Origin of the sequence: Kaistella polysaccharea (assembly GCF_020410745.1) — a bacterium.
Lineage (GTDB): Bacteria > Bacteroidota > Bacteroidia > Flavobacteriales > Weeksellaceae > Kaistella > Kaistella polysaccharea.
In genome coordinates, this window is sequence record NZ_CP084528.1 from 843811 (window position 1) to 858452 (window position 14642).

Below are 14642 nucleotides of genomic sequence, written 5' to 3' on the forward strand. Positions count from 1 at the left end.
TAAAAACCTTATAACTTTTTTTCAGTATGAATCATTAACAATAAGCAAATTACAAATGTCTATGATTAAAATAAGTCGGTTTTAAACATAGGCCTTACGCCTATATTCAACGATTTATTAAGGTTAATTTGTATATTGTTTCACTGCTTTCCTTATTTGTAAAAAAATAGTAATATTTTGAAATGAATACGTCCATCTAAAAATAAACGAATTCTATGTTTAAATCTACTCTGAATAAGGGAATATTCATTCCCAGCATTCTTTTTATATTATTGGTTTCCGTAATTTCCGTCCTCTATCCCGCGATGACCGATGCGATATTAGACACCATCAAAAACTTCATATTTGTGAACCTCAACTGGGTTTATGTATGGTCGGTAACGTGTTTTGTCATTTTCCTAATCTACTTATTATTTAGCAAATACGGAAAAATTCGATTGGGAGACAACGACAGCAGGCCGGAACATTCCTTTTTTTCCTGGGTCGCCATGTTATTTTCGGCGGGAATGGGAATTGGACTCATGTATTTTGGGGTCGCAGAACCGATGCAACATTATACTTCGGAAGTCTTTGGCCTCCACGAATATGTGAACAAACCAAAAAATGCACAGCTGTTTACTTTTTTCCATTGGGGAATACACGCCTGGGCAATTTACGGACTCGTCGGATTATCGCTTTCCTATTTCGCTTACCGGCTGAAACTTCCGTTATCATTACGAAGTTGTTTCTATCCTTTATTAAAAAATAAAACCGACGGTAATTGGGGAAATGCGATCGATGTTTTTGCATTGTGCAGTACTTTTTTCGGAATAACGACGACCCTGGGTTTTGGTGTTGTTCAAATTAATTCGGGTTTACAACATTTAAATATTGTTCCAGACACCAGCTTTTTTTATCAAATCCTGATTGTCGGAGTTCTGGTTTCCCTGGCAGTACTTTCAGCCTTAACAGGCGTTGACAAAGGAATCAAAATATTAAGCAATATTAATGTCACCATGGTTGTTGCGTTGCTTTTGTTTGTGCTCATATTAGGTCCCACGGTTTATTTGATCGGCAGTTTCACTGAAGGTTTGGGTAATTATATCAGCAACTTTTTCGACTTGACTTTTGCCACGCACGTTTACGACAAAGAGCAATTGCCTTGGTTCTACGACTGGACGATCCTGTATTGGGCCTGGTGGATTTCCTGGTCGCCTTATGTGGGTCTTTTCATTGCAAAAATATCTAAAGGCAGAACGATCCGGGAGTTTATTGTAGCGGTGTTACTGCTTCCGTCGTTATTCAATTTTATCTGGATGACCGTTTTCGGCAACAGTGCAATTTGGTTTGATGAGAATGTGGGTAACGGAGCACTAAGTGCGGTGGCTACAAACCCTGATGCATTGATGTTTCGATTTTTAGAATACTTGCCATTTTCTACCATCGCAAGTTTTATCACCATTCTTATTGTGATCATTTTTTTCGTGACTTCTGCAGATTCGGGTATTTTCGTCATGAACAATATTGCCACGAAAAATGCCGTGAAATCTCCGAAATGGCAAACCGTTTTGTGGGGTACACTATTGGCGGGATTATCGTTACTGTTGCTTAATGCTGGAGGTCTTAAAGCCCTCCAAAGTATGACGCTTATTACTGCATTGCCATTCGCGATCATTTTGCTTTTATTTATTTTGAGTTTAATAAAAGCGCTAACCATTGACCAGGCGTACTACGACCGTACGTTTTCAAAAGCTACCGTTCCGTGGTCTGGCAGATTATGGAAAGACCGCCTGAAACAAATTGTAGCTACGAAAGACCGTCACTCGATTGATCTTTTTATCGATACTGTGGTGAAAGAAGCCTTCACCGAACTGAAATTAGAATTTGCGGAAAACGGCATTGCAGCAAACCTTAATCATCATACCAATCCGAGGAAGATTGAAATAGAAATCAAATATGATAAGATCAATAATTTCGTCTATGGAGTGGAAACTACTGCAAAAAAAGTATCTGGTTTCCTGGTTTCTGAGGATAATATTCCAGAAGTTCAGGATAAAGGGGCTTTTTATCCAAAAGCTTATTTTGGAGATACACGAGAAGGTTACGACGTTCAATATTTTACCAAGAATGAATTGATCTCTGATGTACTGAAACATTACGATCGGTTCTTAGATATAGTGTCGGAAGAAAGAAATGAAATGTTTATCAGCAGCGATTCGCACCACCAAGCAAAGTAAAAGGGTTTGACTAGAACTATATTAAGTGGATGAATTATAGAATATGAATGCTCGTACACTACACATTAAGGCTATTTGATGTGTCGTGTGGGAAATATAGAGTGTGATAAAAAAATATGAGCCGATATATGCTGGAGCAAAATCTAACCGACGGTACAAAAATTACCTTCAGCATAGAACCAGAACGCTACGTTAGAAACGAGGTGAAAATTTCTGAAGTGAACTTTGTTTTACCTCTCAGCCAGAATAATAATCAAAGTAAATCTCCTTATTATCTAAAAACTCGGTGAATAAATCGAACGCCGTCATTTGGTTTTTCAACAACTTTAAAAGGCGTGATTCTACCTTATCAAAATCACAATTTAAGGCTTTAGAAACAGCTGCAACATCGGAAACTGTTGCGCATCTTTCATATTCATAATCTGGATTTAAATCTTGCAGATCGACCCGAATTTCAGTTGGATTTACAGTGAGCCAAATTACGCGGCCAAATTTATCGGAGTAAATTTCCATAGGTTTAAAGGTAATAAATATTTATTCCAATTCCTTCACTTGTAGATCATCCACGTTTTTTCTTTTTTGAACGGTTGTGGAAATGATGTGATTAAATAGTTTGAATAGAGCCTCCTTTAATCAAACTAATTCAGTATTTTTAAGGAGCAGGAAAACACAGCCCCGACAAAAATTCAATTTAAAAATAAACACAATCATGATGGAAAAACAAACCGTACACAATCTCATTATTTTAGACGAAAGCGGCTCGATGGACATTATTAAATCCCAGATTATTTCGGGCTTTAACGAAACCGTGCAGTCGATTAAAGGTTCTCAGAAAAAGTTTCCGGAGCAGGAACATTTTATCTCGGTGGTGAGTTTTAATAATCTCGCCAATAAATTGCTGCACTTCATCGATCCTGTAGATAAGCTTAACGAAATCGACGCAGAACAGTATCAGCCGAATGCCTGTACGCCACTTTTTGATGCGATTGGATTTGCAGTAACCAAATTACACCAGGTGGTAAAAGATCAAAAAAACTCTAACGTACTGGTGACGATTATGACTGATGGGGAAGAAAATGCCTCCAAGGAATATTCCGGGAAACAGATTAAGGAACTCATCGAAAAATTGAAACAGGAAAAATGGACTTTCACTTATATCGGCACCGATCACGATGTGGATCAGATTGCACTTCATCTTTCCATCACCAATACTTTGATCTTTGAGAAAAATGAAGAAGGCATCAAAGATATGTTTGAGAAAGATCGAAAATCACGCGGTTCTTATTACGCTAAAGTTCAACGAAATGAGGATACGAAAGACAATTTCTTTGAGGAATAGCAAGTAATTTTTCAGGATTTTTAAGTGAAAGAAGAGCGGCTCGGATTTTAGAATCTGGGCTTTTCTATTGTTTATAAAATAAATATCTTTGTGTAAATAACGATTATGAAAAGATCCAAAATTACCCTTCTTGCGCTCGCTTCCGTACTGCTATTTTCCTGTACCACGCAGCAAAAGACCGCCACTGAGCCAATTCCACAGGAACAAAGTGCAAAAAATGACGGAAACAGTATCGACCGTTTTGCCGACATTGAAGTACTTAAATATCAGGTACCAGGCTGGAACGATTTAACCTTAAAGGAAAAAGAATACGTCTATTATCTGAGTCAGGCCGGATATGCAGGCCGCGACATCATTTATGATCAGAATTACAAACACAACCTGACGATCCGTCGTGCTTTGGAACACATTTACCAGAATTACAAGGGCGATAAAGACACGGAAGACTGGCGCAATTTCGAAATTTATCTGAAGCGGGTTTGGTTTGCCAACGGCATCCATCACCACTACTCCAACGAGAAGATGAAACCCACTTTTTCGAAAGCCTATTTTGACCAGCTTTTGCAAAATACCAACACGAAACTGGACGCACAGATTGCTGATATTTTATTTAACAATGTCGACAATAAAAAGGTCAATCTCGATTTGAGCAAAGGTTTACTTCGCGGCTCTGCAGTCAATTTCTACGGCGACGGTGTGACTTCGGAAGAAGCCGATAAATATTACGCCCAAATGAAAAGCCCGGATGCGCAACGCCCTTTATCCACCGGACTCAATTCTAAGTTGGTGAAGGAAAATGGGAAACTTACTGAAAAGGTGTATAAAAGCGGTGGCATGTATGGCGCAGCCATTGACAAAGTAACGTATTGGCTGGAAAAAGCTAAGACAGCAGCGGAAAATCAGAAGCAGGCGAATGCGTTGGCACTGCTGATTCAATATTATAAAACCGGCGACCTCAAAACATGGGATGATTACAACACCGCGTGGGTCGGAGCTACCGATGGCAATATCGATTATATAAACGGTTTTATCGAAGTCTATAATGATCCTTTGGGACACAAAGGTTCCTATGAAAGTGTGGTTCAGATCAAAGATTTTGACATGTCCAAGAAAATGGAAGTCCTCTCCAATGAGGCCCAATGGTTTGAAGACCATACGCCACTAATGCCCCAGCACAAGAAAAAGAATGTGGTGGGCGTCAGTTATAAAACCGTCGTGGTCGCGTCTGAGGCCGGAGATTCTTCACCGAGCACGCCAATTGGCATCAACCTACCCAATGCGGATTGGATCCGTGCGGAATATGGGTCAAAATCGGTTTCCCTCGGGAATATTATCGATGCCTATAACCAAGCTGGCGGCTCGGGTCGTTTAAAGGAATTCGTGAACGATGAGGAAGAACTGCGACTTTCCGAAAAGTATGGGGAGCTGGCAAGCAAACTGCACACCGCCCTTCACGAGGTAGTTGGTCACGCTTCGGGACAGATTAATCCAGGTGTGGGCACGCCGAAAGAAACTTTGAAAAGCTACGCTTCCACCATGGAAGAAGGCCGCGCAGATCTGGTAGGACTTTATTTTCTTTATGATCCGAAGTTGCAGGAACTCGGCTTGGTAGATGACTGGAAAGCCGTCGGAAAATCGGCGTACGATAACTATATCCGAAATGGATTGATGATGCAGCTCGTGCGTTTGGATCCGGGTGCTGATATTGAAGAATCTCATATGCGAAACCGACAGTGGGTCAGCGCCTGGGTTTTCGAGAAAGGTAAAAAAGACAATGTCATCGAGAAAGTGATGCGCAACGGAAAAACCTATTTCAACATTACGGATTACGATAAGTTGCACGATCTTTTTGGTCAGCTTCTTCGCGAAACACAACGTATAAAATCCGAAGGCGATTATAACGCGGCTAAAAACCTGGTGGAAAACTATGGCGTAAAAGTAGATCAGGCGCTTCATAAAGAAGTGTTGGCGCGCAATGCGCAGTATAAAGAGGCCGCCTACCGTGGTTTTGTCAATCCTTATATTACACCTGTGAAAAACACGAACGGAACGGTCACCGATTATGTTTTGAAATATCCTACATCATTTCCGGAGCAGATGCTGGAATACGCTAAAGAGTATAGTTTCTTACCGGATAATAATTAGCTTCGACAGGCTCAGCTACCACGACAGGCTCAGCTACCACGACAAGCTCAGCTAGCACAACAGGCAAAGCCACTGAAAAGTGGCTTTTTTTTGGCTTCGACAGGCTCAGCCACCACGACAGGCTCAGCCACTACGAAAGGCTCAGCCACCACGAGAACTGCTCAACGGTCCCTGAGCTTGTCGAAGGCCAACCACCGATCTGGTGCCTGAGCTTGTCGAAGGGCAACACCGAAAGAACTACGAATGGTGCCTGAGCTTGTCGAAGGGCAACACCGAAAGAACTACGAATGGTGCCTGAGCTTGTCGAAGGCACATTTTACCGTAACTTAGTAGTGCAATGAAATCAATTCCGTATATCGAATACACGAAAATTGAAGAATCAGACTTCAATTCCACCGACTGGTACCACATGTCTCACCTTAGTAAAGCGTGTGCCACTGCAGATGCGCACCGAACTTCAGCCTACGCCATCTGTTTGCTGAGCGAGGGAGATATTCAGTTGGAATCTGATCTGTTTGTCCATATCTCCAAAGCACCTGCGATATTTACTCTTGCGCCGTCAGCAATTCGAAAATTTACGGATATGGGCGAGGGTTATAAAGCGAAAATCTTTTTCTTCCGGAAAGAAATTTTTTTGGAAGGTCAAACCGACATCACTTACCTGGAACAATTTGATTTCTTTGAAAAAAAAGGCCAGCAAGTGGTCCCCTTAAATGCAGAAGAGTTTCAGAAGTTTACGGCTTATTTTGATTTAATTCAACAAAAATCGACCGATGTAGCACCGCACACTTCAGAAATTATCCGAAGTTTAATCTATATTATTCTGAATGAAATTGATGATGTTCATTATCGCCACGTGCCTGAAAAAGAAGCCGTGACAGATCAGAACTTAAACCTACTTTCCCAATTTAAAATACTTTTAGCCAAACATTTTTTGGAGGAAAGAAAAATTTCTTTTTACGCCGAAAAAATGAATTTAACACCCAAATATTTTTCTACGGTAATAAAGGAAGTAAGCGGGAAAACGGCAGGAACCTGGATTAATGAAATGCTGTTGCTGGAATCAAAAGTGCGCTTGCAGAACAAAAAACAGAGCATTGCGCAGATTGCGGATAGTTTGAACTTTTCTGACCCTTCCCATTTCGGGAAATTCTTTAAAAAACACACTGGACGAAGTCCTTTAGAGTACCGAACGTAATCTTCCGACCTTTATACCAATTCTTCCTACTTCCAGCACTTCCCTTGGATTGCCTGCCGGCCTACCTTTGTACTATAATTAAAAACAACAGTTATGGTACCAATCACAAAACCTACCGTCCGATTATTGGCTTCAGGGAACCAATTAATAGCTAAACAGATGCAGGCAAAAGCAGGATCTGTTTTGCCAAAACACCTTGCCAATTTAGAATCCATACTCTTTATTCATGAAGGAGAGTGTGTGCTCGAAATCAATGGAGAAGAAAAACTACTGAAACAAGGCGACGCATTTGTTGTACCCCCAGACACCCAACATCAAATTAAAGTAAAAATCGACTTCAAAGGGCTACATCTCATGCCGAAAGAAATAGAATTTCAATACTTTAATTAAAAACCTAACAGTTCGCTCTTTTATTAAAATATTTAATCTTAAAATTTCAATATCATGAAAACCTTACAACAAATAAGTAACAGCTTTAGCAGAACAGGTATGATCCTTGGACTCTTGTTTTTATTAATAAGTATACCCGCATTTGCACACTGCGACTCCTACGATGGTCCGGTCATTAAAGACGCCATTAAAGCTTTAGAGAAAGAAAATGTAAACTTTGTGAAGAAGTGGATTGAACCGCAACAAGAAGCAGAAATCATCAAACTCTTTAATAAAACGGTAAGTCTTAAAAATAAAGATGCCGAAATCTATTCCCTCGTTGAAAAACACTTCTTCGAAACGCTGGTTCGCTATCACCGAGAAACTGAAGGTGCTCCTTACACCGGTCTAAAACCTGCAGGTTCTACAGAACCGATCATTCAGATGGCAGATACCACCATCGCGAACAGTAATGTGAAAACACTCCTCCATAATCTCGGAAATCATATTCAGAAGGTGATTACAGAAAAATATGAAAAGGTAGCAGCCTTAAGTACCGTGAAAGACCATTCCGTTGCTGAAGGAAGAGCGTATGTTGCGGCTTACGTTGATTACACGCATACTTTGGAAGCCTTGGAAAAGGTAATGTCGCATGGCGCCGCACATTAAAACTTCGAATAACTCTTTATTATAATTCCCCTTCGACTCAAGAAAACAATTGATTCGAAGGGGTTTTGGTTTGGACAAGTTCAACCTCATAGAAATTTCGACCAGTAATCTGGTGCCTGAGTCTGTCGAAGCACTCATTCCCCACCCTGCTTATTTTTAGATAAAAGCGGCAGATCGGTAGGTCTATTTTCAATCAGCGCTTCTTTCTTTGCACGACTCCAACCTTGAACCTGCTTTTCTCTGTAAAATGCATCTGCAATGTTGTCATATATTTCATAATAAACCAGGACTACTGGGAGCCTTTTCCTGGTATGATTAGCACCTTCCCCGTTTTGATGTTGTGCCAACCGCAACTCAAGATTTACCGTACTCCCTGTGTAGTAACTGTCGTCCGCGCATTTTAAAATATACATATAACCTTTAGCCATGACCGTTTTTTTTATGAATTCATGATGCCTGAGCTGGTCGAAGGTATAGCTGTAGTGGTTTCGACAGGCTCAACCACCAAGAAAACCTCACTCACCACAACGGGGACAACCATTTATAAGAACCAGACCATCATAGAAAAAACTAATATCGTCAATAAACTAATATCTTCTGGTGCCTGAGCTTGTCGAAGGGCAACTACCAAGAATGTTCGATCACCGTATTCAAATTAAATATCGAAAAAATCAAAAAACTTCTGGTGCCTGAGCCTGTCGAAGGCACAGCAAAGTGGCTTCCACAGGCAATATATTCGTGGTTTCGACAAGCTCAGACCGAGAGAATGATACAATTATTATAACTAACCCATCTTGGTGCCTGAGCCTGTCGAAGGCACCACTTACATTTTCCTCAGATAATTCTCTTGCAGAAATTCCTTAAAGCCACGCACATCATCTTCCAAGGCGCGACCACCAGTCCAATGCGAATAACGATTATACAGTAAAGCTTTCAATGAAAGCGGAATACCATCTTCCTCATTATAAAAGTGCAATACATATCTTTTATATTCAAGCACTCGTGGATGATCTTCTGCTCTTTCCTCTTCATTTTCGACCCACATTTTTTCATACTCCCAAAAATTAGAGTTTGCGCAGGATTTCGGACACTCCTTTTCTGCTTTGTAGTATTGGGTAAATTTGAGAAGTGGATTTGTTGGAGACATTACGAATATATTTTAGCGTTAAAGAAAAATCTTATTTAAATATCGTAAATTAGATCTAAACAATAATCTCCCTAAGCCTCTCAGAAATAAGTTTCCAATTGGAATTTAAATTTATTGTTCTAATTTCAATCATATGAGATTTATATTTATATTGTAGATCATACTCTTTTTCGATGGTGGGATAAAGAAGAACTCCTTTAGCATTCATCGTTTTCAATGTTTCATCTTCTTGATTTAATAAGTAACTGAATAGTTGATAAAGATTATTTGACTTGATTTTCTCTTTATCATAATTAATGGTCATTGTTTCCCGATAATACTTCGCATCAATTATAATTTTTTCAGTCCCGTTTTCTAATGTGATATCCGTTTCCATTTTTGGAATAAACTGAAAACTTTCTTGATCTTCACTGTTGAAACTCCACTTTATTGTTTCTTTTTTTACTATGGTATATCTATTTTGTTCAATGCGATAAAAGTTCCTAATGAAGGCTTCAAAGAGTTGATTCATCTTCCGTTCATCTCTGGTAAAATCAGTAAATTTAAAAATACCTTCTTCCTCTGATGGTAATGTATTTTCATAAATTATTTGACAGACATTCATTAAAAAACCATAAAACCGATTATTTCTGTTTAATTTAATTTGACTGAAAAGCGAATTATTAATTTGGATTAAATCAATCCCTGAAAACATTCTTTGCAACTTGAATAATTCTTTTTTTAATTCTCTATCTAATCCCTTCGTTCTTGATAATGAATACAGGGTAGAAAGTAAAATTCTGTTGTTTAGAATATTAGAGGAAAAGGAGTCGAAAGTACAAACGGTTCTCTGTTTAAATAACAAGTTACTCTTTAAAGTTTGACTGATCTGAAGTTTTCCTTTCACTCCTACAATCTCATCTGTATAATCGATGTAACTTTTATCAATACCCCTTTTAAGCAATATTTTAGTACCATTAATCAGAATCTTAGCGAACAGGTCAACCAATTCTGTTTTATCGTCAACCGAAACATATACACGCTCTTTCTCCTCTAACTTGTTCCAAGCATAGCACAAAAGATAGTAGATGTTTTCAATAGGAATTGGCATTATTATCTGGAAAGTAAATTCAACATATCACCCACATTGTTCAGATCATCAAACCAGATTTCTTCCAATAATGGTTTGAGTTCGAAATCAATAATTTCCTGCCACCAAATATTTTCATCTACCGTAGCAGTGAAATCGCAAAAATAACTATGCCCAATTTGAAAGCCTTCCCCTAAATTAACATCATCTTTTATTTTTTCATTGACTTTTACTAATGAAGAACAGATGTGTTCAATCATATCTTTAGAGAGTCCATTATCTGATAAGAAAGCACGGAAATTAATTCCATAATCTGGTTGTAAACTTATAAATGCAAAACGTCGTCTTAAAGCATAATCTACAATTGCGAGAGAACGGTCAGCCGTATTCATAGTTCCGATAATATGTAAATTATCTGGAACATAAAACCGATCTTCTTCATCTTCTGCATATGTTAATTTGAGGGCATATTTTTCCTTTCTCTTATCCGCTTCAATCAGCATCATTAGTTCTCCGAAAATCTTACTTAGATTCCCTCTGTTTATTTCATCGATGATAAAAAAGAATTGCCTTTCAGGATGTGCTAATGCTCTTCTACAAAAGGTGTAAAATATTCCTTCTTTAATATCAAAACCGCCTTTTAGGGTAGGCCGTAATCCCTGAATAAAATCCTCGTAACTGTAGGATTGATGAAACTGAACCATTTCGATATTGGCATCATTCATCTCCTTCATTATTTCATAAGCTAGTTTTCTTGCAATAAAAGTTTTACCAACACCGGGTGGACCCTGTAATATTATGTTTTTCTTTCTTTTTAAAAGAGAGACCGTTTTCAAAAACTGCTCTTCGCTAATGAAAGGCTTATCTTCATCTTCGGAAAAATTGTATTTCTTAACTTTACTCTCTTGGAGTAATTTTTCACTAATAATATTCTTATTATCTATGATCTCTCGAATAATTTCATATTCCTCAACCGTTAATTTAAATAGACTTCCTTGATTGTTATTAAATACTTCGCACTTCTGTAATTCCGGGTTATTTTTTAATTCGTTCCAACTCACTGGAATTTCTAATTTTAAGATCAATTGAAATTCTATTTCTTCTCCCTTATCACTATTATGAATACCCTTAGTAACTTCATAGATGGCTTTGATTTGTTTAGTAGGACTACTCTCATAACCTATGATTATATCGCCGGGTTTTATTTGTTCAAAATATTTATATATTCTGCGTTTATTTCCTTTCTCATTATATGTTGTGTAGGTTTGCAGTTCTTCAGTTTGATGACTTGCAATACTCCAAATCTTCGGATTAGCATTGAGCCACCAAAAGTTGATCGGCTCTTCTAATTCATCTGTTGCTTCTTCTTCAATAACTTCATCCGCTTTTATATCATTTTGTCTATTAAAGATCAGATTATATTTTTCAAAAACGAGTACTAATTCTGGGTAGAGTCTTGCATATTCGCTTAAAATGTACTCCCAAGGTTTTGTTGAGCTAAATGTATCAGGTCTAAATAACGTGGCATAATCACTATATGTATTAGGTTTATATTGATACACTTTGTTTGTTATCCATCGTACATTCCGTCTATGGTGATAAGAAGTGGCATCTGCATCGTAGTAGTAATCTCCCTCAATAATTCCTATTCCTAGAGAAGTATTTACGCCCTTATTAGCAAAAATAACATCCCCAATATTTGCAGATTTAAACATCCAAAGATTCCAGATTTGATTGGATTTAGTGTCTTTCGGAAATTCTGCAATGGCTTTTAATTCTTCTATAGAATTACATTTTGAGAGATCGCCCACATTCAAGTTTGAATAACTAAGCGCGGCAATATTCTTAGAATAGAAATCCTCCCATTCAGCTGCCTGACTGCCGGGAGCGAATTTAAAATAGTTCCTGCTTTCCTTATTAAGCCTGATAATTTCGCCTTTTATACTTTCAAAATAAGAGATTACTTTATTGTAGTTGTTAATTTTTACAAATTGATTCCCTTGCGGTTTTTTTATGGAGTGTCCTGCAACAATTCCTACTTCTGGACTTTCACTGATTTTTAAAAAAAACTGGTAAGCATCGCGGTGTGAATTTTTAATATGTGGATAAAGTGCAAGCCAGCAATATTCGGATCCAAAATTAGATGCACCTTGAAAATCTACTCTATGAAAGACATATTCTTTCAAATCTAATTTCTCAATTAAATCAGTCCCGATCTGGTCTAAATAATTTTGAACATTTTCCTTTTGCTTTGTCCACTTATTATAAAAGAAAGTATGGAAAATTGCCCAGGGCTTTTGCCAATTTGCAAACATATCTCTTTTACCAATTGGGTAATCCAGTAATTCATTTAAAAATAGGGAAGCTAAATGATCGAAATAAGTAACATCCTTTGATCTTATTTTATCTTTAATTTGGTCAATTAATGCTGCATCTACCTTCACGCCATTTTGTAACTGACGTGCTACTTCTGCACGCAACACATTGACGGGTTGAAATCTATTTTCTGGATTGCCGTAATCTTTATAGATTTCTGCCACTATCTCTTCTGGTAAATCATTTAATGCCTGATATAAAACTGCGGAATCTTTAGAATAAGTGTTATATTGTTTTGCTAAGTTGACTATATATTGAAATTGTGTTTCCATTAATTACATTTTCTTTTGTGAGCTATGGCTTTCATAATAATATTTTAAATCGGTCGAATATCAATTTTTCTTGTTCTTAATCATAAATAATAGATTATTTTAAGACATTATAATTTTTCAATTTTCCAACAAGAATTAGTCAAAGTTTCATTTTCAACTAAAGTAAAACTTTCTTGAAGCTTAACCCATTCCAGAAGTAAATTTGTATCTGGTTTGTAGCGTTCAATACTTCTAATAAAATGATCAATATGAGATTTCAAATCGCTGTACTCTTTTTCATATTTTTCAATTCCTTTTGACTCTATTATTGTCTTCAGTTCCAGAAAATAGCATTGGAAATAATCGACAACATTTTTATCTAGTACAGTCTCATTATATCTTTTTACACTACTCAATCCAATACTTTTAAAATCGTGTAAGGTTCCTAAATAATAATCGGTATGCAATTTTTTATGATGTAGCAATCGCTTATAAGTGTTTCCAAGCGAAGTAATTAATAATCGAATGGTTTTAGTCTCTAAAAATTGACCTTCAACTATTCGCTCAATGAAATGATCGCTATTGTCAAATGGTTTCAAACTGTCGTAAAATAAACCACTCTCTATTGAATTTTCAGAAATCAAAAAAGAATTCAGTTGAGCTTTCCAAATAAGTTCACTTTTTTGCCTTTTACCTAAATGATTAAATTCGAAAAGAATGTTCATAATAATTCTCTTTACTCGATCATTTACATTCTCAAAGGCAATCTTATCTTTTATCAGTAATGCAATATCTTGGAGTCTAACTATGTCACTTAAAATGTCAACTAAATAATCCCAATGTAAACCTCCATCAAAATCACCGTGAAATTCCACTTCTGAAATATCCTCCACGATTCCGAAATTTTCTTTTAAATTTTCATATAAACTTTTCTCTAAACTATCTATCGCCACATCTAATGATATTCCATTATTTAATCTGTCATAAAATGACGGCAGATTTAAATGCAAAAAGAAACTCAATTCTTGGGAATCATGTAGGTCAATTTTTTTTTCAGCAAAATGTAAATAAATTCTTTTTACAATAACTACCCAGAACAAATCGAAAAAACTTGAATCATTTACTCTAATTGCAGTTTTAGCGTTCTCTTTCCATAAAGCTAATAGCGAATCAATGATTTGAGAAGTCCTTTCTCCATCTAATCCATCACCAATCTCTATACATGCATTATCAACAATTTGAGAGTAAATAACTTGGTATGATTTAATTTCATCTTTTAAAATATAATCATCTATTTCATCCTTAATATTTGCAATCGAATTATCTTCTGTAATTTTAACTTCTGAAAAAGACTTGTACCGAGAATTATTAGCGAATGCATTAAAATCTAATTTTTTTGCTATCTTTAAATTACCACCAATACGGCTGGATTTATCTATGAGTACAGTGACAAATGGATATAAATAGCACAAAAATATAATAAAAAGAAAACCTGATAAATATCCCATCGTTAGAGCAGTACCATCTTTAAAATCGTTAATGATAAAATACGCTATAAAAAGACTTATTAATGAACCAATCGAAAACTGTATGAAGTTCCTTAATTTAGGATTATTTAAAATATTTACTTGAGTTTTATTTTCTATTCTTTCTTTACTATTTTCTACACTTAAAATTACAAAAGCGATTAAAATTCCAAAGAGAGAAGCAATTGAACTTAAAATGAACGCAAAAAAATCTTTAGCATCTTTATCCCTTAAATGCAAATAATCATCTAATACTTTTAATTTATCTGGAATGCCAAAGATTATAATAATTGAAAATAAAATAGGTATTAAATAAAGAAGATAATTTTTTTTCATC

Annotated in this window: 12 protein-coding genes; 6 read left to right on the plus strand and 6 right to left on the minus strand. The window is 36.6% G+C overall.

Annotation, left to right across the window (positions count from 1 at the left end):
* The first annotated feature begins 215 nt into the window (after positions 1–215).
* Positions 216–2216 carry a BCCT family transporter gene (locus tag LC814_RS03770; RefSeq protein WP_226065027.1) on the plus strand — a complete coding sequence of 667 codons (2001 nt, stop codon included), beginning with the start codon at positions 216–218 and terminating at the stop codon, positions 2214–2216.
* Between the two features lie 237 nt (positions 2217–2453).
* Here LC814_RS03770 and LC814_RS03775 read toward each other — a convergent pair whose 3' ends face one another.
* The gene (locus tag LC814_RS03775; RefSeq protein ID WP_226065028.1) at positions 2454–2729 is read right to left on the minus strand and encodes a hypothetical protein; all 276 of its coding nucleotides are present in this window, start codon (positions 2727–2729) and stop codon (positions 2454–2456) included.
* 196 nt (positions 2730–2925) lie between these two features.
* Between LC814_RS03775 and LC814_RS03780 the strand changes: the two genes are divergently transcribed.
* From LC814_RS03780 to LC814_RS03800, 5 genes are all read left to right on the plus strand, one after another.
* Positions 2926–3555: a vWA domain-containing protein gene (locus tag LC814_RS03780; protein WP_226065029.1), complete on the plus strand. Its 630-nt coding sequence runs from the start codon at positions 2926–2928 to the stop codon at positions 3553–3555.
* 105 nt (positions 3556–3660) lie between these two features.
* The gene (locus LC814_RS03785; protein WP_226065030.1) at positions 3661–5700 is read left to right on the plus strand and encodes a dipeptidyl-peptidase 3 family protein; all 2040 of its coding nucleotides are present in this window, start codon (positions 3661–3663) and stop codon (positions 5698–5700) included.
* 337 nt (positions 5701–6037) lie between these two features.
* Entirely contained in the window at positions 6038–6898 is an 861-nt protein-coding gene (locus LC814_RS03790; RefSeq protein ID WP_226065031.1) for a helix-turn-helix domain-containing protein, read from the plus strand.
* Between the two features lie 93 nt (positions 6899–6991).
* Positions 6992–7288 carry a cupin domain-containing protein gene (locus tag LC814_RS03795; protein ID WP_226065032.1) on the plus strand — a complete coding sequence of 99 codons (297 nt, stop codon included), beginning with the start codon at positions 6992–6994 and terminating at the stop codon, positions 7286–7288.
* A 54-nt stretch (positions 7289–7342) separates the two neighbouring features.
* Positions 7343–7936, plus strand: a complete 594-nt coding sequence (locus LC814_RS03800; RefSeq protein WP_226065033.1) for a DUF6448 family protein — start codon at positions 7343–7345, stop codon at positions 7934–7936.
* A 134-nt stretch (positions 7937–8070) separates the two neighbouring features.
* Here the strand turns inward: LC814_RS03800 and LC814_RS03805 are convergent, their stop codons facing one another.
* From LC814_RS03805 to LC814_RS03825, 5 genes are all read right to left on the minus strand, one after another.
* Complete coding sequence (locus LC814_RS03805; protein WP_226065034.1) at positions 8071–8364, minus strand: GIY-YIG nuclease family protein; 294 nt, start codon at positions 8362–8364, stop codon at positions 8071–8073.
* Between the two features lie 395 nt (positions 8365–8759).
* The gene (locus LC814_RS03810) at positions 8760–9083 is read right to left on the minus strand and encodes a hypothetical protein (RefSeq protein WP_226065035.1); all 324 of its coding nucleotides are present in this window, start codon (positions 9081–9083) and stop codon (positions 8760–8762) included.
* A gap of 55 nt (positions 9084–9138) precedes the next feature.
* The gene (gene mcrC, locus LC814_RS03815; RefSeq protein ID WP_226065036.1) at positions 9139–10173 is read right to left on the minus strand and encodes a 5-methylcytosine-specific restriction endonuclease system specificity protein McrC; all 1035 of its coding nucleotides are present in this window, start codon (positions 10171–10173) and stop codon (positions 9139–9141) included.
* Positions 10174–10175: 2 nt separating this feature from the next.
* Positions 10176–12800, minus strand: coding sequence for an AAA family ATPase (locus LC814_RS03820; protein ID WP_226065037.1), 2625 nt, complete (start codon positions 12798–12800; stop codon positions 10176–10178).
* Positions 12801–12907: 107 nt separating this feature from the next.
* A complete protein-coding gene (locus LC814_RS03825; protein ID WP_226065038.1) occupies positions 12908–14641 on the minus strand; it encodes a hypothetical protein in 1734 nt (577 codons plus the stop codon).
* Position 14642: the final 1 nt, after the last annotated feature.

Bases quoted from the DNA above. Each gene is read 5' to 3' on its own strand.
- LC814_RS03795 (WP_226065032.1), top strand. From the start codon at position 6,992: ATGGTACCAATCACAAAACCTACCGTCCGATTATTGGCTTCAGGGAAC.
- LC814_RS03770 (WP_226065027.1), top strand. From the start codon at position 216: ATGTTTAAATCTACTCTGAATAAGGGAATATTCATTCCCAGCATTCTT.
- LC814_RS03785 (WP_226065030.1), top strand. From the start codon at position 3,661: ATGAAAAGATCCAAAATTACCCTTCTTGCGCTCGCTTCCGTACTGCTA.
- LC814_RS03805 (WP_226065034.1), bottom strand. From the start codon at position 8,364: ATGGCTAAAGGTTATATGTATATTTTAAAATGCGCGGACGACAGTTAC.
- LC814_RS03825 (WP_226065038.1), bottom strand. From the start codon at position 14,641: ATGAAAAAAAATTATCTTCTTTATTTAATACCTATTTTATTTTCAATT.
- LC814_RS03790 (WP_226065031.1), top strand. From the start codon at position 6,038: ATGAAATCAATTCCGTATATCGAATACACGAAAATTGAAGAATCAGAC.
- LC814_RS03810 (WP_226065035.1), bottom strand. From the start codon at position 9,083: ATGTCTCCAACAAATCCACTTCTCAAATTTACCCAATACTACAAAGCA.
- LC814_RS03775 (WP_226065028.1), bottom strand. From the start codon at position 2,729: ATGGAAATTTACTCCGATAAATTTGGCCGCGTAATTTGGCTCACTGTA.
- LC814_RS03820 (WP_226065037.1), bottom strand. From the start codon at position 12,800: ATGGAAACACAATTTCAATATATAGTCAACTTAGCAAAACAATATAAC.
- mcrC (WP_226065036.1), bottom strand. From the start codon at position 10,173: ATGCCAATTCCTATTGAAAACATCTACTATCTTTTGTGCTATGCTTGG.
- LC814_RS03800 (WP_226065033.1), top strand. From the start codon at position 7,343: ATGAAAACCTTACAACAAATAAGTAACAGCTTTAGCAGAACAGGTATG.
- LC814_RS03780 (WP_226065029.1), top strand. From the start codon at position 2,926: ATGATGGAAAAACAAACCGTACACAATCTCATTATTTTAGACGAAAGC.